This is a genomic window from Arthrobacter sp. APC 3897 (assembly GCF_030407495.1).
Taxonomy (GTDB): Bacteria; Actinomycetota; Actinomycetes; order Actinomycetales; family Micrococcaceae; genus Arthrobacter_B.
Genome location: NZ_JASDDG010000021.1, coordinates 62,448 through 81,073, shown reverse-complemented (window position 1 = coordinate 81,073; position 18,626 = coordinate 62,448). Strand labels below are relative to the sequence as shown.

General features: G+C 65.8%; 17 protein-coding genes, 2 pseudogenes and 1 riboswitch. Of the genes and pseudogenes, 14 read left to right on the top strand and 5 right to left on the bottom strand.

Going from position 1 to position 18,626, the window contains the following annotated elements; translation table 11 throughout:
• From QMA10_RS11545 to QMA10_RS11530, 4 genes and pseudogenes are all read left to right on the top strand, one after another.
• Positions 1–303: pseudogene (locus QMA10_RS11545) on the top strand (acyl-CoA dehydrogenase); the annotation flags it as partial.
• Positions 300–1,622 (top strand): bifunctional PIG-L family deacetylase/class I SAM-dependent methyltransferase, encoded by a 1,323-nt coding sequence (locus QMA10_RS11540; protein ID WP_290168511.1) that lies wholly within the window; start codon positions 300–302, stop codon positions 1,620–1,622. The pseudogene QMA10_RS11545 and the gene QMA10_RS11540, both read left to right, overlap by 4 nt.
• Positions 1,623–1,625: 3 nt before the next feature.
• Positions 1,626–2,327: a glycosyltransferase gene (locus tag QMA10_RS11535; RefSeq protein WP_290168509.1), complete on the top strand. Its 702-nt coding sequence runs from the start codon at positions 1,626–1,628 to the stop codon at positions 2,325–2,327.
• 60 nt (positions 2,328–2,387) lie between these two features.
• On the top strand, positions 2,388–2,627 hold the full coding sequence (locus tag QMA10_RS11530; RefSeq protein ID WP_290168508.1) for a DUF2630 family protein: 240 nt from the start codon (positions 2,388–2,390) through the stop codon (positions 2,625–2,627).
• On the opposite strand, the gene QMA10_RS11525 is transcribed toward QMA10_RS11530, so the two are convergent.
• Genes QMA10_RS11525 through QMA10_RS11515 form a run of 3 tightly spaced genes read right to left on the bottom strand, consistent with a single transcriptional unit; the run spans position 2,628 to position 4,807 of the window.
• Entirely contained in the window at positions 2,628–2,891 is a 264-nt protein-coding gene (locus QMA10_RS11525; protein WP_290168506.1) for a hypothetical protein, read from the bottom strand.
• Positions 2,892–2,894: 3 nt separating this feature from the next.
• On the bottom strand, positions 2,895–3,815 hold the full coding sequence (locus QMA10_RS11520; protein ID WP_290168505.1) for a Ku protein: 921 nt from the start codon (positions 3,813–3,815) through the stop codon (positions 2,895–2,897).
• Positions 3,816–3,868: 53 nt separating this feature from the next.
• A complete protein-coding gene (locus QMA10_RS11515) occupies positions 3,869–4,807 on the bottom strand; it encodes a hypothetical protein (RefSeq protein ID WP_290168504.1) in 939 nt (312 codons plus the stop codon).
• Between the two features lie 220 nt (positions 4,808–5,027).
• Between QMA10_RS11515 and soxR the strand changes: the two genes are divergently transcribed.
• The 7 genes from soxR (at position 5,028) to QMA10_RS11480 (ending at position 10,257) form a co-directional block, all read left to right on the top strand.
• A complete protein-coding gene (soxR, locus tag QMA10_RS11510) occupies positions 5,028–5,525 on the top strand; it encodes a redox-sensitive transcriptional activator SoxR (RefSeq protein ID WP_290168502.1) in 498 nt (165 codons plus the stop codon).
• Between the two features lie 68 nt (positions 5,526–5,593).
• Positions 5,594–6,082 carry a flavin reductase family protein gene (locus QMA10_RS11505; RefSeq protein WP_290168499.1) on the top strand — a complete coding sequence of 163 codons (489 nt, stop codon included), beginning with the start codon at positions 5,594–5,596 and terminating at the stop codon, positions 6,080–6,082.
• Positions 6,083–6,146: 64 nt separating this feature from the next.
• Positions 6,147–6,236: riboswitch (TPP riboswitch) on the top strand.
• Entirely contained in the window at positions 6,219–7,037 is an 819-nt protein-coding gene (gene thiM / locus QMA10_RS11500; RefSeq protein ID WP_290168498.1) for a hydroxyethylthiazole kinase, read from the top strand. (Overlaps the previous riboswitch by 18 nt.)
• Positions 7,034–7,729: a thiamine phosphate synthase gene (gene thiE / locus QMA10_RS11495; RefSeq protein ID WP_290168497.1), complete on the top strand. Its 696-nt coding sequence runs from the start codon at positions 7,034–7,036 to the stop codon at positions 7,727–7,729. The genes thiM and thiE overlap by 4 nt, the downstream gene beginning before the upstream one ends.
• Positions 7,726–9,282, top strand: coding sequence for a bifunctional hydroxymethylpyrimidine kinase/phosphomethylpyrimidine kinase (locus QMA10_RS11490; protein ID WP_290168495.1), 1,557 nt, complete (start codon positions 7,726–7,728; stop codon positions 9,280–9,282). The genes thiE and QMA10_RS11490 overlap by 4 nt, the downstream gene beginning before the upstream one ends.
• 64 nt (positions 9,283–9,346) lie before the next feature.
• On the top strand, positions 9,347–9,565 hold the full coding sequence (locus QMA10_RS11485; protein ID WP_290168492.1) for a PLDc N-terminal domain-containing protein: 219 nt from the start codon (positions 9,347–9,349) through the stop codon (positions 9,563–9,565).
• A gap of 2 nt (positions 9,566–9,567) precedes the next feature.
• Entirely contained in the window at positions 9,568–10,257 is a 690-nt protein-coding gene (locus QMA10_RS11480) for a pentapeptide repeat-containing protein (RefSeq protein WP_290168490.1), read from the top strand.
• A 1-nt stretch (position 10,258) separates the two neighbouring features.
• Here the strand turns inward: QMA10_RS11480 and QMA10_RS11475 are convergent, their stop codons facing one another.
• Complete coding sequence (locus tag QMA10_RS11475; RefSeq protein WP_290168488.1) at positions 10,259–11,737, bottom strand: SDR family oxidoreductase; 1,479 nt, start codon at positions 11,735–11,737, stop codon at positions 10,259–10,261.
• Positions 11,738–11,859: 122 nt separating this feature from the next.
• On the opposite strand from QMA10_RS11475, the gene QMA10_RS11470 reads away from it, so the two are divergent.
• The 3 genes and pseudogenes from QMA10_RS11470 (at position 11,860) to QMA10_RS11460 (ending at position 17,669) form a co-directional block, all read left to right on the top strand.
• Positions 11,860–14,517, top strand: a complete 2,658-nt coding sequence (locus QMA10_RS11470) for an ATP-dependent DNA ligase (RefSeq protein WP_290168486.1) — start codon at positions 11,860–11,862, stop codon at positions 14,515–14,517.
• Positions 14,518–14,566: 49 nt separating this feature from the next.
• A pseudogene (locus QMA10_RS11465) lies at positions 14,567–17,037 on the top strand (phosphoketolase family protein).
• A gap of 41 nt (positions 17,038–17,078) precedes the next feature.
• Complete coding sequence (locus QMA10_RS11460; protein WP_356834743.1) at positions 17,079–17,669, top strand: SRPBCC family protein; 591 nt, start codon at positions 17,079–17,081, stop codon at positions 17,667–17,669.
• On the opposite strand, the gene QMA10_RS11455 is transcribed toward QMA10_RS11460, so the two are convergent.
• Positions 17,564–18,580 (bottom strand): zinc-binding dehydrogenase, encoded by a 1,017-nt coding sequence (locus tag QMA10_RS11455; RefSeq protein ID WP_290168485.1) that lies wholly within the window; start codon positions 18,578–18,580, stop codon positions 17,564–17,566. The two genes, QMA10_RS11460 and QMA10_RS11455, sit on opposite strands and share 106 nt — an antisense overlap.
• Between the last annotated feature and the right edge of the window lie 46 nt (positions 18,581–18,626).

The window sequence follows — 18,626 nt, the reverse complement described above, 5'->3', positions numbered from 1 at the left end:
GATCTCCGGCTGCAGGCAGCGCGGGCCGCGCTGGACGAGGCCGCCGCCCGGGTTGACGCCGGCGACGCTGAAGGTCGCGCGGGTGCCATCCTGGCGCAGCGGGTAAGAGGCATCGTCGCCGACGCCGCGGAAGAGGTCCTCGCGCTGGCGGACCACGGGCTGGGTCCCGGGCCGCTGGCACTGGATGAGGAGCATGCCCGCCGGACGGCCGACCTGCGCATCTATCTGCGCCAGCACCACGCGGAGCGTGACCATGCAGCACTGGGCCGGTCGCTGCTGCAGGGCGGAGTGTGCCCGTGGTGAGCTTCAATCATCTGGATGACTCCGTTCCCGAGGCTAACTGGGCTCCGGCGCTCCAGGGGCGCAGCCGGCTGGAGCTGGACCGGCTGATTCCACCGGGCAGCGGCCGCCTGGTGGTGCTGTCCGCACACCCCGACGATGAAACCCTGGGCGCCGGCGGCCTCATCGCCCTGCTCGCCGCCCGGGGCACCGCCGTCGACGTGGTGGTGGCAACGGCCGGGGAGGCCTCCCATCCGGAGTCGCCCACCCGTACCCCGGAGCAGCTGGCACATGTGCGTCGGGCGGAACTGCGCGACGCCGTCGCGCACCTTGCGCCCGAGGCCGCCGTGCATTTCCTGGAGCTGCCCGACGGCGGACTGGCCGGGCACCGGACCGAACTGGACGCCGCACTGGCCGCCATTGTGGGGCCCAACCCCAGGGACACCGTCCTGGTTGCTCCCTGGCGCAGCGACGGACACACCGACCATGACACCGCGGGGCAGGCAGCGGCCGCCCTTGCCCGGACCATGGGCCTTCCGCTGCTGGAATATCCGATTTGGCTGTGGCACTGGGGCCGGCCTGAAGACGTTCCGGACAACCTGCTGCTGCTGCCCCTCGGTGACGCTGCCGCCGCCAAGAAACGGGCGATGGAAACGCACGTCACCCAGGTGCGGCCCCTCTCACCGGCGCCGGGAGACGAAGCGCTGCTCAGCGCCGGAGTGCTGGCCCACTTCGAACGCAGCTTTGAGTCATTTGTGCTGTCCAGCCCGCGTCCGCCCCGCGAAGTCTTTGAGGACCTGTATCGCAGCAACTCCGATCCCTGGCACTTTGAAGACAGTTTCTATGAGCACCGCAAACGCGCGCTCTGCCTGGCCATGCTTCCGCGGCCGCATTTCTCCTCGGTCTTTGAGCCCGGATGTTCCATCGGGGTTTTCACCCGGGAACTGGCGGACCGCGCCGATGCCGTGCTGGCGACGGACATCAGCAACCGCGCACTCGAACTGGCCCGGCAGCGGCTGACCTCCGCCGCTCATGTGCGTCTGGAGCAGGGAGCCGTGCCGCAGGACTGGCCCCGGGGCCGCTATGACCTGGTGGTTGTCTCGGAGATCGGGTATTTCCTTCAGCACAGTGAACTGCAGGAACTGGCCGGGCACAGCGAAGCGTCCCTGACGGACGACGGCGTGATCCTGCTGTGCCACTGGCGTCATCCGAACGAGGGCTGGGAGCTGACCGGAGACCAGGTCCATGAGGCCTTCCGGGCACGGAACGGGCTGCGCGTGCTGGCAGAACACCGGGAGAAGGACTTCCGCATTGACGTGCTGGTCCGCACGGAGACGCAGTAGTCCATGCCTGCACCTGAACACCTCGCCGTCGTCATCCCTGCCCGCAACGAAGAGAAGCTGCTTCCGGCGTCCCTGGCCTCAGTGGCCACCGCAGCGCAGACGCTCCGGGAACAATACGGTATCCCCGCCACCGTCACGGTGGTGCTGGACTCCTGCACGGACGGATCGCTGAACGTGGTGACGGGCCTGCAGCCGGCCTGGGCCCCGGAGCTGGAGCTGAGCACCGTTGAAGGATCCTTCGGTCTGGTGGGCGCGGCGCGGGCCGCCGGCATCGACGCCCAGCCGCAGCGGCCCGGGCTCTGGATTGCCACCACCGACGCGGACACCGTGGTTCCCCGGGACTGGCTCGTCCGGCAGTGCCGACTTGCCGGCGCCGGCTACGGCTTGATCCTGGGCACCGTGGTGCCGGACGCAGCCGACCTCTCCGCACGGGAACTGGCCGTCTGGGAGCTCCAGCATGTCCTTGAGGAAGGCCACCCCTATATCCACGGGGCGAATCTGGGGTTTTCCGCGGCCGCCTACCGCCGGGCCGGAGGATTTGCACCACTGGAAGCCCACGAAGACGTGGACCTGGTGGCACGGATCAAAGCGACGGGCACCGCCTGGATTGCCACCGATGAAACCCGGGTCATTACGTCCGGGCGCCGGGACGGGCGGGCTCCGGAAGGCTTCTCCCGGTTTCTGAGCCAGCTCCTGGCGCGCTGAGGCACCTCAACGTCGCGGAGGAACTGGTCACCGGACGGAGGGATGGCTAGCGTTGGTCACATGGACGCTAACGAGATTCAGCACCGAATTTCCGAACTCGTGGAAAAGGAACAGGAGCTGCGGGATTCCCCTGCCGCGGACCATCCCGAAGACCGTCTGGAACAGCTGCGCCGGGTGGAGGAACAGCTGGACCAGTGCTGGGATCTGCTCCGTCAGCGCCGGGCCCGGCTGGACGCCGGCGAAAACCCCGACGATGCGGCAGTGCGGCCGGTAGGGGAAGTGGAAGGCTACCGCCAGTAGCTAGCTGGTGCGGGGCAGGACCTCGCGGGCAAGGGTTGCCATGCCCATGGTCCGGCGGAACGGACTGTTGCCCCGCACCGCCTCCAGCAGGGCCCAAAACGTCAGCGACCCCTTGCTGAGCGTGCCCATGAGTTCCCGGTACTTCGGTGTCAGAGCCATCATGGATGCGGCTCCGAAACCGGCCCACGCGAGAATGGGCAGGTTGGGAACTTCAAAAATTCGGATGCGGCCGTTGCGGTCCCGGAAAAAATTGGTCAGCGCCATGGTCTAAGCACCCTTCCTGGTCTTGGCCGGAGCCTTGCGTGCGGGTTTCTTGTCCGCCGGTTTGTCATCGTCCTTCTGCGTGCGGGAGGAGGAGCGGGTCCCGGAAGCGGAGGATTTTGAGCCGGACCCGGATGCTTTCCTGCCGCGGTTCTTTTCCACGCTTCGCCGCAGGGCTTCCATCAGGTCCAGGACCTTTCCGCCCTCCTCTTCCGTTTCGGTCCCGAAGGTCTCCCCGGTATCCAGGGCCTCGCCCTTTTCCAGCTTTGCTTCGATCAGTGTTTTCAGCTGCTCCTGGTAATCGTCAGTGAACTCGGCCGGGTTGAAGTCCGAGCTGAAGGACTCCACCAGGGTTGACGACATCTCCAGTTCCTTGGCACTGATCCGGACTTTCTCATCCAGTGACGGGAAGGCGGCTTCCCGGACTTCGTCCTCCCACAGCAGGGTTTGCAGGGTCAGCACGTCACCGCGGACCCTCAGCGCACCCAGCCTGCTCTTCTGCCGGAGTGAAAACTGGACAATGGCCGTACGGTCAGTGTCCTCAAGGGTCCGGCGCAGCAGCACGTACGACTTGGTTGACTTCGAATCGGGCTCCAGATAATACGTCTTGTCGAAGAGGATGGGGTCCACCTGGTCGCTGGGCACAAATTCCACGACGTCGATTTCCCGGCTCTTCTCCACCGGCAGGGAGGCCAGTTCCTCATCACTGAGAACCACCGTTTGCTCGCCGTCGTCATACGCCTTGGCAATGTCCTTGTATTCCACTACTTCACCGCAGATTTCACAGCGGCGCTGGTAGCGGATGCGTCCGCCGTCCTTCTCATGGACCTGGTGCAGGCTGACGTCGTGGTTCTCGGTGGCGGCATAAACCTTGACCGGCACGTTGACCAGCCCAAACGCTATGGCACCCTTCCAGATGGCTCTCATGTCCTCCAGTGAACACCAAACCCGGGGGCCCCGGCCAGAGTGCCGCGGAGCGCTCAGCCCAGGTTTAACCGGGTACCGATGGCACGGAATACATCCGAGTTGGCGAAATAGGCACTGTGCGAACCGGGGAACGGCTCTCCGGACTGAACCTCCTGATCGATGATCCGGTCACCGCGTCCGGCAAAGACCCGTTCGCCGCAGAAGGACAGCAGATCACGTTCATCCCAAAAATTCAGCCAGGGTACAGGCAGCGTACCCGCTCCGTCCGGCGCCAAATGCGCAAGTCCGCCCAGCAGATAGAGCCACGGACTTTGGGAACCGGCCGTGACGAGCAGGTCCAGCCGTACGCCTTCAGCTTTCCACCCGGGATCGGAGACCAGATCCACGGCCGCCACCCCGCCGAGGCTGTGGCCGAAGAGGATCACGGGGGCGTCCTGGTTCGCCATCCGCAGGGCGTGCGTGACTGCGGTGCGGGCCTCGGCACCCCGGCGCAGGTAATAGATGATGCTGCGGGAAAAGTCCGATGCTGCATCCGTCAGCGGCACACGGCGCCGGATTGCGACGTCGGTGATCAGGTTCAGGGTCAGCCGCTCCAGGGTGCTGCCCAGCAGGCTTTCTTCCGCCGCGTCCACTGCGGCAACGCCGTTCTCTTCTGTTCCGGCCGGGCCTCCGGCTGCGGCGGTGTCCGGGAGGCGATGCAGCGGCGGAGCATTGAGAAGGTCAAGCCCGGCCAGCGCCAGCCCGCGCTCCGCCTCGGCGAGCTCCGCCGGGGTCTCGTCCGCTGCCGGCCGGTAGCGCGGCGGGAGTGCGGACACCACGCTGATGTCCGGGGCAGCCCCGGCAGCCCACGCCACATCAAGGACCGCGTAACCCTTCAGCGCCGGATCCCGGGCAAGCATCCAGCGAATGGTCTCGGCGGGGACAGGATCAGGGTTGCCCGTGCCCTGCAGGAAAACCAGGGTGCCTGCGGCATCGGGAGCTGCGGGGAACATAGGGGCCTCTCTGGGGCTGGCATTGGCGCATGGTCAGAGCGCCACTCTCACACCTCCGGGTGCGGACCGCCAGAGCCGGGCAAATGCACGGTCCGTCGAAGGGGGAGATCCGGGCCATTAGCTCCATCGAGCGGCGCCTTCATGCGGTCATTCCGGCAGCATTCCGAATGACATGGACACTCGGCGGGCGTGGGTGCACGCAGGTTTGCCAGGACGGATAATGGAACCGGCAACGGAGGGTGGAACTGTGGGCAGCGATGCATCGACCGGCGCGGAAGCACCGAAGCGGTCCGAACTGACGGTGGGCCAGCTGGCCGAGCGCAGCGGCGTGAGTGTTTCCGCGCTGCACTTTTACGAACGTCAGGGGCTGATCAGCAGCCGCCGCACCGCCGGAAACCAGCGTCGCTTCGACCGCTCTGTCCTTCGCCGGGTGGCCGTGATCCGCGCAGCTCAGCGGGCAGGAATTCCGCTGTCCGCCATCGCCCGGGCCCTGGATGAGCTGCCCAGGGACGCCGTGCCGGACCAGAACGACTGGCAGCGGCTTTCCTCTGCCTGGCGTCAGGATTTGGACGCACGGATCCATTCCCTGGAGGCACTGCGGGACCGCCTGGGCGGATGCATCGGATGCGGCTGCCTCTCACTGGCCGAATGCCGGTTCGTCAACCCCGACGACGCCTCTGCGGAGCAGGGAACCGGCGCCCGCGCCTTCGAATTTTAGGGCGGCACGACGGCGCGTGACGGATCCCAATTTGACCTCAACCAATGTTGAGGTTCTAGCGTTGACTCATGCTGACAGACCATTTCAAGGACGCCTTCCGCGCCCATCCGGCCGGAGTTGCCGTTATTACCGCGCGCGGCGAAGCCGGGCCGGTCGGATTGACCGCTTCGTCCGTATCCTCCGTCTCCGCCGATCCGCCGATACTGGTTTTCTCTCTGGCGTCAGCCCAGGGATCCGCCGGTGTCATCGCTGCCGCTGACACCGTGGTGGTACATCTCCTGGGCGCACGCAACGCACCGCTGGCGTCTCTGTTCTCCCGACCCGGAACGGACAGATTCACGCCGGAGCTGGCCTGGGAAAACCTGCCTACCGGAGAGCCGCTGCTCGTGGATGCGCCGCATGCCCTCCGCGCCCGCGTCCTGAGCCGCACCGCCGTCGGATCCTCGGTCCTGGTGACGGCTGAGGTCCTGAACATTCTTGCCTCCGGCGAACCTGATGCCCCGCTGGTCTATCACAACCGCACCTACCACCGTTTGGGGTCCCACTCCGCGCTCTGAGCGGAGAACCGGAACCGGACCGGCCGCAGGAGTGTGCTTCGGGCCGGGAATGGCTTAGAGTCGTGGCAGTGACACGGGGTGCCGGAAGGCTGAGATAACACCCGTTGAACCTGATCTAGTTAGAACTAGCGAAGGGATGTCGCGGATGACTATTCGCCTGACACCGTTAACCGTTTCCACCCATCTTGAGCGCCTGCGCGCCGATCCGCCCCTGGTGCAGTGCCTCACCAACGCTGTGGTCACCAACTTCACCGCCAACGTGCTGCTGGCGCTGGGAGCAGCACCGGCCATGACGGATATTCCCGGCGAGGCCGGTCCGTTTGCCCGGTCCGCCTCCGCCGTGCTCATCAATCTCGGCACCCCGCAGGCGGAACAGCGGACGGCCATGCTGGAAGCGGCCCGGGCAGCGAATGAGGCGGGAACACCCTGGGTCTTGGACCCCGTGGCCGTGGGCAGCCTCCCGGTGCGGACAGCCCTTGCATCGCAGCTGCTGGCCCTGCACCCCACCGCCATCCGCGCCAATGCGTCGGAGATCATCGCTCTCGCCGGTCTGGGCGCCGGTGGCCGCGGCGTCGACGCCACCGACAACCCCGAGGATGCGCTGCCCGCCGCGCTCCTGTTGGCGGAAAAGCATGGATCAGTGGTGGCCGTGTCAGGTCCCATTGACCTGGTGACCGATGGAACCGACACGGTTCGGATCAGTAACGGACATGCCCTGCTGACCAAGGTGACAGGAGGCGGCTGCGCACTGGGAGCCGTAACCGCGGCATTCTTGGCGGCAGCCGACGACGGCGGACCCCTGGCCGCCGTTGCTGCGGCAACCGCCGCCTATACGGTGGCCGCGGAACCTGCAGCCGAGACAGCTGCGGGGCCGGGTTCTTTCGCCGTCGGTTTCCTCGATTCGCTGGCCGCGCTTGGACATCCGGACCTGGAACAGCGGATGGCGGCGGCATGAGGGACTCAGTGACGGACGTGTCCTGTTCCCGGCAGCGCATCCGGACCAGCGGAATCTATCTGGTGACGGATACGGCGCTGTGCGCTCCCCGGGGCGTCGTGGACACCGTACGGGCGGCCGTGGCCGGCGGAGTGACCACCGTCCAGGTTCGTGAAAAGGACGCCTCTGCTGCAGACTTCTATGCCCTGGTACTGGCTGTTTCAGAAGCAGCAGCCAACCGGGCCACCGTGCTGGTGGATGACCGGGTGGACGTATTCCTGGCGGCGAAGTCGGCAGGGGCGGCAGTGCACGGGGTTCATGTGGGGCAGACGGACCTGCCGGCTGACTCGGTGCGCACCATCGTGGGTCCGGACGCCGTCGTCGGCCTGACCGCCAACACACCGGACCATCTGGATCTGCTGGCGGGGCTGCCGCCCGGAACCGTTGACTACCTGGGCGCCGGCGTCATCCGCCCCACCCGCACCAAACCCGACCACCCCGAGCCCCTGGGCATCAACGGATTTGCCGATTTTGCCGCCGGGTCTCCGCTGCCGGTGGTGGCCATCGGCGGGATCCTGCTGGAGGACATTGCTGCACTTCGGACCGCCGGAGCAAGCGGTGCGGCAGTGGTGTCGGCCATCTGCGGTGCCGCCGATCCGCTGCGGGCCGCAACGGACCTGATCCGCGCGTGGAACTCGGGAAGCCCGGCATGAGCGCCGGGGTTCCCCGGATTCTCAGCATCGCCGGCACCGATCCCAGCGGCGGTGCCGGCATCCAGGCAGATCTGAAATCCATCGCGGCAACCGGCGGCTACGGCATGGCAGCAGTTACCGCGCTGGTTGCCCAGAACACCCGCGGCGTGCGCTCGGTACATACGCCGCCGGCCCGTTTCCTGCGCGAGCAGTTGGACGCGGTGAGCGACGACGTCGAAATCGATGCCGTGAAGATTGGCATGCTCGGCAGTGCGGAGGCTACGCAGATGGTGGATGATTGGCTGGTCTCAGCCAGAGTGCCGGCAGTGGTGCTGGATCCGGTCATGATCGCCACCAGCGGGGACCGGCTGCTGGATGCCGGCGCCGAAGCAGCACTGCGGCAGCTGCTGCACCGTGTGGACCTGGTGACGCCGAATCTTCCGGAACTGGCGGTGCTGGTGCAGGAAACACCGGCTGATTCCTGGGACCAGGCGCTGGCTCAGGGCGAACGGCTCTCCGCTGCGTACGGCGTGAAAGTCTTGGTCAAGGGCGGGCATCTGACGGGGGACAGCTGTCCCGACGCGCTGGTGGATGCAGCCGCGGCCAACCCCCTGGTGCTCCAGGTGCGGGCGCTGCGGGCGAATACGGTCAACACGCACGGCACCGGTTGCTCGATGTCGGCGGCCATGGCAACGTTCTACGCCCTGACGGGCCGGTGGGACCACGCGCTAACGGCCACCAAAGAGTGGCTCCAGGAGGCGTTGGAGCACGCGGATGAGCTCGACGTCGGTGCGGGTCACGGACCGGTGCATCACTTCTACGGGGTCTGGAAACGCGGGCTGGTGCCCGCCGGACCGCATAAGCCGGTGGAGCCGGCTGAGGCGGCACCTGTGGTGGAAGCGGCCGGGCCGCACACAGCCGAGTTGTGGGATCTGACAGCTGCGGCACGGGCCGAAATCGATGAGCTGGACTTCGTGCGGAACCTCGGAAACGGGTGCTTGAAACGAAGTGCGTTCGATCTCTACCTCGGCCAGGATGCCCTCTACCTGCGCGGCTATGCCAGGGCACTGGCGCGGGCCAGTGAACTGGCCCCCGCGTTCGAGGAGCAGGTCTTTTGGGCGAAGGCGGCCCACGACGCCCTCGTAACAGAAATGGAGCTGCATGCCTCGTGGCTTCCGTCGGCGGGAGTACCCGGGAGCGAGATTTTACCGTCACCCGTTACCAGCGGGTATCTGACGCATCTGCTGGGGACGGACAAGGGTTCCGTCACCGGCGCAGACTCCCGGGACAGCGAATATGAGCGGCTGGTCGGCGCTGTTCTGCCATGCTTCTGGATCTATGCGGATGTAGGCGCACGGCTCCGGAAGGCCAGTCACCCCGGCCACCCCTACGCCGATTGGCTGGCCACCTACAGCGACCCGGCCTTCACGGAGGCCACGGTTGATGCTGTGCGGATTCTGGAAAACGTGCTCGAACGCAGCACCGACGATGTTCGGGCGGTCATTTTCAGAGCCTTCCGCGAATCGACACACCGGGAGTACGAGTTTTTCGCCGCGGGCACGGAAGAATCGTAATCACACCGGTGTCCGTGGCGGCAGTCTCTCTGCGCGGGCGCCACAAAACAGAAACGGGAGCATCATGGCTACGAAGAAATCCCTCAAGGACCTCACCAGCCGGCAGAAGAAGCTGGTGGGCGTCTCCGCGACCGTGCAGTTTGCCCTCGCCGGCCTGGCACTGGCGGACATCTGGCGCCGTCCGGCAGCTGAAGTCCGCGGTTCCCGGGCACTTTGGTCCGCAGCCTGCGCCGTGAACTTCATCGGCCCGCTCTCCTACTTCATCTTCGGCCGGCGCAAGTAAGCGTGGCTCAGGCAGGCCGGCGCCCGCCCGTCCGCACCTCAGGATCCGGGAAAACCAAGCAACCGGCCCTGGATTCCGTTTCGCTGCAGGGCCTCGAAGAAGCGCAGGCACCGGAAGGTGCCGGTACGTTTGAAGGCCGGCGGTTTGACCGCGCGTCCTTCGACGGCGCTGATCTGCAGGGCAGCACCTTTCTGGAGTGTGAGTTTCAGTCGGCGTCCATGACGGACACCTCGCTGCGCGGCGCCCGGTTCCTGGAGTGCCGGTCCTCCGGCCTGTATGCACCGGTGTTCCGTGCTCCGCGGGCCACCTTCCGCGACGTCGTCCTGGAGGGCAGCCGGCTGGGATCGGCGGAACTTTATGACAACGGCTGGAACTCAGTGCACGTGGACGGCGGCAAACTGGACTACGTAAACCTGCGAAACTCCAGACTCACCGACGTCCTGTTCACCGGCTGCACCATCGAGGAACTGGACCTGGACGGGGTCCACGCCACCCGGGTGGCCTTCCGCGACTGCCGGATCGGTGACCTGAGCCTCACCGGAGCGGTGCTGCAGGACGTGGATCTGCGCACCACTGAACTGCGGTCCATCACACACCTGTCCGGACTGCGCGGCGCCACGATCGATGACGGGCAGCTGATGATGCTGGCCCCGCTCCTGGCCGCCAACCTCGGGCTGCGCGTGGAGGGCTGACTCAGCTTTCCTGGGCGAGCCTGGAAGCGTTCTTGATGATGTTCTTGGCCATGGACGGAAAGATTAGGCCGTGGAACGGGGCGATCAGCCACCAGTACAGTTTCCCGCCGAGCCCCTTGGGGAAATAGATGGCACGCTGCCGGTAGAGGCTGCCGCCGCCGTCGGGATCCACCCGCAGCTCCAGCCAGGCCTTGCCCGGGACCCGCATTTCCGCCCGCAGCCGCAGCAGGCTGCCGCGTTCGAGCGCTTCCACCCGCCACCAGTCCACCACGTCACCGGTGAACAGCGTGGTGGGGTTGCGGCGGCCGCGGGTAAGCCCCGCCCCGCCCACGGTCTTGTCCAGCACGCCGCGGATAGCCCAGGCCATGGGCAGCGAATACCATCCGTTCTTGCCTCCGATGCCCTCAATCACCTTCCACACATGCTCCGGAGCAACGGCTGACCGGCGCTGCCGGGAGTCCACGTACACCGTTTGCCCGGCCCAGTCCGGGTCACTCGGCAGCGGCGACGATGCCTCATCCGCGGACGGCGACGCACCGGCCCATGTGGTTTCCACCTCTCCGCGCGCTTCCTTGCCGAGGGCCCGCTTGACCGCCGCGTGATACCCGGTGCGTCCGCCGTCGGGCTCCGGCACGTACTCGTCAATGTCGTGTTCCTTGGACACGGCGTCGTGCTGCAGCGATTCGACCAGCGGCAGCGACATGGACCGCGGAATCGGGGTCACCAGTGCCACCCACATGCCCGCGAGCCGGGGTGCAGGCAGCGGCAGGGCGTAAATTCGCCGCCGCGGCAGGCCTGCCTCCTCGGCATAGCCGTTCATGATCTCCGCGTAGGTAAGGACCTCCCGGGAACCGATATCGAAGGTGCGGTTCACATCGGCGGGGATATCGACGGCGCGGACCAGGTAGTGCAGCACGTCGCGGATGGCGATGGGCTCAATTTTCCGCCGCACCCAGCTCGGTGCGGGCATCACCGGAAGGGTTTCGGTCAGGTGCCGGATCATTTCAAACGACGCCGATCCGGAGCCGATCACCACGCCGGCCTGGTAAACCACTGCGGGGACCTTGCCCTCAAGCAAGATTCGGCCCACTTCGGTGCGGGAGCGCATGTGCGGGGAAAGTTCACCCTCCGGATGCAGGCCGCCCAGATACACGATCCGCTGCACTCCGGCCTCGGCAGCGGCGTCCGCCACAATGTGTGCAATCCGCTCTTCCTGGTCCGCGAATCCCTTGCCGGAGGCCATGGAATGGACCAGGAAGTAAACGGTGTCAATGCCCTGCATGGCTTTGGCGACGGAATCCTTGTCCGAGAGGTCACCCTGGACAATCTCCACTTCGTGGCTCCACGGAACGTCGTGCAGTTTCTCGGGGGAACGCACCAGGGCCCGCACCTTGTGGCCGTCCTGAAGGAGCAGGGGAACGAGCCGCCCGCCAATGTAGCCCGTGGCGCCTGTTACCAAAACCCGCTGCGAATCAGTCATTTTCCCAACGTACACAGTTCTTCCGCTGCAGTGCAGTGCCTGAGGAACGCCCTTGGCGTAATCTGCTCAGCAGGCTGACAAATACTGGAAATTGCCTGCCCGTCCCGGTAAAACTAGGGACCATGGCGAGCAGCGGAACGGGTCTGAAACAGCAGGAAACCGTGAACGTGGACGGCCACCGGCTCCGGCTGACCAACCTGGACAAGGTGCTGTATCCCGAAACGGGGACCACGAAAGCCGACGTGCTGTCCTATTACGCCGCCGTGGCCGAGGCGTTGCTGCCGCATTCCAGGGACCGTCCCGCCACCCGCAAGCGCTGGGTCCACGGAGTGGGGGTGCCCGGTGATCCGGGGCAGGTCTTCTTTCAGAAAAACATCGACACCTCCGCTCCCACATGGGTAAAGCGGTTTCCGATTGAGCATAAAAGCGGCACGAACATTTATCCGCTGGTCAATGACCTGGCGACACTCACCTGGCTGGCGCAAAGCGCTGCCCTGGAAATCCACGTGCCGCAGTGGCGGTTTGGTCCGCGCGGCAAGATTAACAATCCGGACCGGCTGGTGCTGGACCTGGATCCGGGGGAGGGCGCGGACCTGGCACAGTGCGCCGAAGCGGCCCGCCTGGCCCGGGACATCCTCGCCGACATGGGACTGGACGCACGGCCCGTCACCAGCGGTTCCAAGGGCATCCACCTATATGCAGCGCTGGACGGCAAGCAGACCTCGGACGAGGTAAGCGCCGTCGCGCACGAACTGGCCCGCGCACTGGAAGCGGACCACCCGGACCTGATCGTGTCCGACATGAAAAAGTCACTGCGCGCCGGCAAGGTTTTACTGGACTGGAGCCAGAACAACGGCAACAAAACCACTATCTGCCCCTACTCCCTGCGCGGCAGGTTCACGCCCACAGTGGCGGCGCCGCGCACCTGGGCGGAGCTCGAGGATCCGGATCTCGCCCAGCTGGACTACGAACAGGTGATGCAGCGGCTGGCCGAGGACGGGGATCCGCTGGCCGGCATGGACGCCGGGTCCGGGGAGATGGAAGCGGAGGCGCTGGAGGAGGCCCTGACCGACGGAACCGGCGCCGGACCTGCGGACCGATTGAGCAAATACCGCAGCATGCGCGACGCCGCCAAAACCCCGGAGCCCGTTCCGGCCGAACCCGCCGAGCCCTCCGAGGGCAACAGCTTTGTGATCCAGGAGCACCATGCCCGTCGGCTGCACTGGGATTTCCGGTTGGAGCACGACGGCGTCCTCGTCTCCTGGGCGCTGCCCAAGGGACCGCCGGATTCCCCGGATCAGAACCACCTGGCGGTGCAGACCGAGGACCATCCGCTGGATTACGGCAGCTTTGAGGGCACCATCCCCAAGGGCGAGTACGGTGCCGGCGAGGTCCGCATCTGGGACCACGGAACCTACGAGCCGGAAAAATGGCGCGAGGGCAAGGAAGTCATTGCCGTGCTGCACGGCCAGCCCGACGGCGGCCTGGCCTCCGAAGGCAGCGCGGACCGCCGCTTCGCCCTGATCCACACCGGCGGCAGGGGCGGGGCCAACAACTGGCTCATCCACCTGATGAAGCACCAGCCGGGCTCGAAGGCTGAATCGGAGGCCAAACCGAACGCCAAGCAGAAGACTGAACCGGCTGCCAAACCAAACGCCAAGGAGACAGTGAAGACCGGGCATGCGCCGGCCGGGTCGCCGCAGGAAGCCGTCTCCGCGGCGGCAGAGGCTCCCGCACCTGCCGCCAAAAATCTGCCGGACACCGCAGGGTTGGCCAAAGCCGTGGCCGCCGATGCGAAAGAGCACGGCATGCCGCAGGCGGAACCCATGCTGGCCACCCTGGGAACGCGCGCCGATGTCAATGAAGACGACGGCTGGGCCTTTGAAATGAAGTGGGACGGCGTCCGTGCGGTGGTGGAGGTGACTCCTGAAGGAACCCGTCTGATCAGCCGCAACGGCAATGACATGACGGCCGCCTATCCGGAACTGCAGGAACTGGGGCGGTACTTGAATGGTGAACGCGCAGTCCTTGACGGGGAAATCGTTGCGGTCAACAAGGCCGGCCGGCCGGACTTCGGGCTGCTCCAGCCCCGCATGCACCTGACCAAACGCCGCGACATTGAGGCCGCTGCCGCCCGCACCCCGGTGCACCTGATGCTCTTTGACCTGTTGTGGCTGGACGGAAACCCGCTGACGGACCTGCCGTACTCACAGCGGCGGGAGATCCTGGAATCTGCGGTGGAACCCGCCGGTGAGGATGGTCATGTCCAGGTACCGCCGGCACTGGAGATGTCCATGGACCAGGCCGTGGAGGCTAGCAGGGAACTCGGTTTGGAAGGAGTCATGGCCAAGCGGCTGTCCGCCGCATACTCGCCGGGCCGGCGGTCCAGGAGCTGGATCAAACTCAAGAACTCCTCCACTCAGGAAGTGGTGATTGTGGGATGGCGGCCGGGTAAGGGCAGCCGGGCATCCCGGATCGGTTCGCTGCTGGTGGCTGTGCCGGACGGCCACGAACTGTCGTACATCGGCCGGGTGGGCTCCGGGCTCAGCGAAAAAGACCTGGCACTGGTGGGCGGGAAACTGAAAAAACTCGCCCGCAAAACACCCCCGCTTGAGGGAGTTCCTGCCGCTGATGCCTCCGACGCCCAGTGGGTCCGCCCGGTTCTCGTGGGTGAAGTGACCTACTCGGAGCGCACCGCCACCGGCAAGCTGCGCCACCCCGCCTGGCGCGGACTGCGCCCGGACAAGAAACCCTCCGACGTCGTCGTCGAAACCCCCTGACCAGCCTGCCCTGACCTTCAGCCGTTCCCAACCCCAGGAGGCACACTGCATGACTGCCGCACCCGCCGCACCGGACCAACCGCTCAGCGACACCTTAAAGGATGTGGACACCTGGTGGCGCGCCGCCAACTACCTCTCCGCCGGGCAGATCTATCTGCGGGACAACCCGCTGCTGCGCCGTCCGCTGGAAAAGAAGGACGTGAAAGCCCGGCTGCTGGGCCACTGGGGCACCACGCCCGGACTGAACTTCTTTTACGCCCACCTGAACCGGCTGATCCGCGACCAGCAGCGCCGGGTCCTCTTCATCACCGGTCCCGGCCACGGAGGACCGGCCAACGTGGCCAACGCCTGGCTGGAAGGAACCTACTCGGAGATCTACAGCCATGTGGGACAGGACGAGGCCGGGCTGAAGACACTCTTCAAGCAGTTCTCCTACCCCGGCGGCGTGCCCAGCCACGCAGCGCCGGAGACTCCGGGGTCCATCCATGAGGGCGGAGAGCTCGGGTATTCGCTGGCGCACGCCTACGGTGCGGTGTTCGACAACCCGGACCTGATCGCTGCCACGGTGATCGGCGACGGTGAGGCGGAAACCGGGCCGCTGGCCGCCAGCTGGCACTCCAACAGCTTCCTGGACCCGGCTGTGGACGGTGCTGTGCTGCCCATCCTGCACCTGAACGGGTACAAGATCGCCAACCCCACCATCCTGTCGCGCATGCCGGAGGAACAGCTCGTGAAGCTGATGGAGGGCTACGGGTACCACCCCCACCTGGTCACAGTGGAAGATCCCTCGGCCACCGCGCAGGCACACGCGGATTTCGCCGCCGCGCTGGAAGCCTGCCTGACGGAAATCGATGAAATACAGGCTCCCTACCGCAGCGGGGAACGCATCGCCGTACCGGCTGACGCCCCGGATGCCGCCGCCTCCGAGAAGGCGCGGAATGAACACGCCCCGCGCTGGCCCATGATCATCTTCCGCTCACCCAAGGGCTGGACCGGTCCCGCGGTGGTGGACGGCCTGCAGGTGGAAGGCACCTGGCGCGCCCATCAGGTGCCGCTGTCCGGAATCCACGAGAATCCGGAGCACCTGGCGCAGCTTGAGGAGTGGCTGCGTTCCTACCGGCCGGAAGAACTGTTCGATGACGCCGGCCGGCTGCGGCCCGAAATTGCCGCCCTGTCCCCGGCGGGTGATGCCCGGATGAGCGCCACCCCGTACGCCAACGGCGGACGGCTGCTGCAGGACCTCAAACTTCCGGCCTATGCGGACCATGCCGTGGAGGTGGAACGCCCCGGAACCAAGCGGATCTCGCCGATGATTACCGCCGGTGAATACCTGCGCGACGTGATCTCCCTGAATCCGTCCAACTTCCGGGTTTTCGGCCCGGATGAGACGGCGTCCAACCGGCTGCAGGCCGTCTATGAGGTCACGGACAAGGCCTGGGAACAGCGCATTGCGGAAATCGACGAGCATTTGGCCCGCAGCGGGCGGGTGGCCGAAGTCCTCTCCGAGCACCTGTGCGAAGGATGGTTGGAGGGTTACCTGCTCACCGGCGGGCACGGGGTCTTCAACTGCTACGAGCCTTTGTCCACATTGTGGATTCCATGTTCAACCAGCACGCCAAATGGCTCAAAGTCAGCCGGAACCTGGCCTGGCGGCAGCCGATTGCCTCGCTGAACTATCTGCTGTCGAGCCATGTCTGGCAGCAGGACCACAACGGGTTTTCGCATCAGGATCCGGGCTTCATCGACCACGTGGTGAACAAGAAAGCCGAAGTCATCCGTGTGTACCTTCCCCCGGATGTGAACACGATGCTCGGCGTGACCGGGCACATCCTGACCACCCGGGACCGCGTGAACGTGGTGGTGTCCGGAAAACAGCCCACACCCGCGTGGCTGAATCCGCAGGACGCACTGCTGCATGTTGAACGCGGCGTGGGCATCTGGGACTTCGCCGGGAGCGAAACCGCAGGGCCCGGCGAAAAGACGGATCCCGACGTCGTCATGGCCTGCGCGGGGGACGTGCCCACCCTGGAAACGGTGGCCGCCGCCGCCCTGCTGAAGGAGCACCTGCCGGAGCTGAAAATCCGGGTGGTCAACGTGGTGGACCTGATGCGCCTCCAAGACCCCGGGGAGCACCCGCACGGGCTTTCTGACAGGGATTTTGACACCCTGTTCACCACGGACCGGCCCGTCATTTTCGCCTATCACGGCTACCCGTGGCTGATCCACCGGCTGACGTACCGGCGCACTAACCACGGCAATCTGCACGTGCGCGGATACAAGGAGGAAGGCACCACCACCACGCCGTTCGACATGGCCATGCTGAACCAGATTGACCGTTTCCAGTTGGCCATCGACGTGCTGGACCGGGTAGCGTCGCTGGGATCAACGCAGGCCGGTTTTCGGCAGTGGCTCCAGGACGAACGGGCCCGCTGCCGGCAGTACACCCGGGACGAAGGGCAGGATCCGCCGTACATTACCGGCTGGGAACTGCAGGAAGCCTCGGAACAAACCGCAGACTGAGCCTGCGGGTACGTACGATCCATCTATCGAAGGAGAGTTCATTGACCACTGATCAGACGAGCATTGTTGTCTCGCGAATCATTGACGCTTCCGCCGCAGACATCTTCAACCTGCTGTCCAATCCGGAGCGCCACCATGAGCTGGACGGTTCCGGCATGGTTGTTTCCGATGAGAAGACCGACCGCATCACCGCATCCGGCCAGGTTTTCACCATGAACATGAACAACGAAAAAATGGGCGACTACCAGACGGAAAACCACGTCACAGGGTATGACCACAACAAGCTCCTGGCCTGGCAGACGGCTCCGGCCGGCACCGAGCCCAAGGGCTGGCAGTGGGTTTGGGAGCTTGAGCCCCAGGGTGCGGACTCCACCGAGGTCACGCTGACCTACGACTGGTCCCACGTCACCGACAAGGACACGCTGAAGCAGGTGTCCTTCCCAATGGTGTCCAAGGACGAGCTGGAGCAGTCCCTGAACATGCTGGCCGCCGTCGTTAAATCCGCGTTAAACCCAGTCAGCCGACGTCAGTCGAACCGGACCACCACTTTGTCCGCGGCACCCGGGGTCTTTGCCAGTTCCAGGGCCTCGAGGGACTTCTCGAAGGGCAGCACATCGCTGATGATCAGCTGATACTTCTGCCAGTTCTCGATGATGTCATCGGTGACCTCGAAGATCTCCGTGGGGTAGCCCATCGCGAACACGATGGTGAGTTCCGTGGTGAGGATGGAACCGAAGTCCAGCTCAACCGGCTTCTTGTGTACCGCCACGACGCCCAGCACCGCCCCGGCTTTCGCCACGGCGCCGACCGTCTGGGGAATTACGGGAGCTCCGGCGGCATCGAGGAAGATATCGGTCCCGGAACGGGTTCCGCGCACCATCATGGTGGCCCCGTCCCCGTGCAGTTCGACCAGACGGGCTGCCACATCTTCTTCTGCGGAGTTGATGACGGCATCAGCGCCGATCTCCAGTGCCTTCTGGAGCCGGGAAGGAATGATGTCCACCACCACGATGTGCGAGACGCCGCGGCGGCGGTAGCCGAGCACCGCGCCGAGGCCGATGGGGCCGGCGCCGAAGACCACAACCTTGTCGCCGGGCTTCGGACCGGTGCGGTTCACCGCGTGGTAGGCCACGGCCATCGGCTCGTTGAGCGCGGCCACCTCCCAGGGGATCTCCCGGGGGATAACCCGGAGCTGGCGTCCCGGCTCGGCGTCCTTCACCAGGACATACTCCGAGAGTCCGCCCTGGGCGCCGCCGCTGCCCAGCAGCCCGTCGGTAAACGCCATGGTGTCGATGACCACGTGGTCACCGACGGCGAAGCCCTCAACTTCGGCGCCGACTTCGGCGACCTCGGCGGCCGGTTCATGGCCCAGCGGGGTGGCTCCCTGACGGGGCGGAATGCCGCCCACATGGGTGTACATCGCGTCGGAGCCGCAGATGCCGCAGGCCTTTATCTTCAGCAGGACATCGCGGGCTCCGGTGACAGGCTGCTCAACCTCCACCCACTCGTTGGTGTCCGGGCCGGTGACGTGGACAGACTTCATGTTTCTCCTCGGTTCTCGGTGACTGTTTCCGTGTTTTCCCGCAGCC

Excerpts from the sequence above, each read along its gene's own strand:
- thiE (WP_290168497.1), top strand. The coding sequence starts at position 7,034 with ATGAGGGACTCAGTGACGGACGTGTCCTGTTCCCGGCAGCGCATCCGG.
- QMA10_RS11525 (WP_290168506.1), bottom strand. The coding sequence starts at position 2,891 with ATGGCGCTGACCAATTTTTTCCGGGACCGCAACGGCCGCATCCGAATT.
- QMA10_RS11490 (WP_290168495.1), top strand. The coding sequence starts at position 7,726 with ATGAGCGCCGGGGTTCCCCGGATTCTCAGCATCGCCGGCACCGATCCC.
- QMA10_RS11535 (WP_290168509.1), top strand. The coding sequence starts at position 1,626 with ATGCCTGCACCTGAACACCTCGCCGTCGTCATCCCTGCCCGCAACGAA.
- thiM (WP_290168498.1), top strand. The coding sequence starts at position 6,219 with ATGTCGCGGATGACTATTCGCCTGACACCGTTAACCGTTTCCACCCAT.
- QMA10_RS11520 (WP_290168505.1), bottom strand. The coding sequence starts at position 3,815 with ATGAGAGCCATCTGGAAGGGTGCCATAGCGTTTGGGCTGGTCAACGTG.
- QMA10_RS11485 (WP_290168492.1), top strand. The coding sequence starts at position 9,347 with ATGGCTACGAAGAAATCCCTCAAGGACCTCACCAGCCGGCAGAAGAAG.
- QMA10_RS11515 (WP_290168504.1), bottom strand. The coding sequence starts at position 4,807 with ATGTTCCCCGCAGCTCCCGATGCCGCAGGCACCCTGGTTTTCCTGCAG.
- QMA10_RS11475 (WP_290168488.1), bottom strand. The coding sequence starts at position 11,737 with ATGACTGATTCGCAGCGGGTTTTGGTAACAGGCGCCACGGGCTACATT.
- QMA10_RS11530 (WP_290168508.1), top strand. The coding sequence starts at position 2,388 with ATGGACGCTAACGAGATTCAGCACCGAATTTCCGAACTCGTGGAAAAG.
- QMA10_RS11455 (WP_290168485.1), bottom strand. The coding sequence starts at position 18,580 with ATGAAGTCTGTCCACGTCACCGGCCCGGACACCAACGAGTGGGTGGAG.
- QMA10_RS11470 (WP_290168486.1), top strand. The coding sequence starts at position 11,860 with ATGGCGAGCAGCGGAACGGGTCTGAAACAGCAGGAAACCGTGAACGTG.
- QMA10_RS11505 (WP_290168499.1), top strand. The coding sequence starts at position 5,594 with ATGCTGACAGACCATTTCAAGGACGCCTTCCGCGCCCATCCGGCCGGA.
- soxR (WP_290168502.1), top strand. The coding sequence starts at position 5,028 with ATGGAACCGGCAACGGAGGGTGGAACTGTGGGCAGCGATGCATCGACC.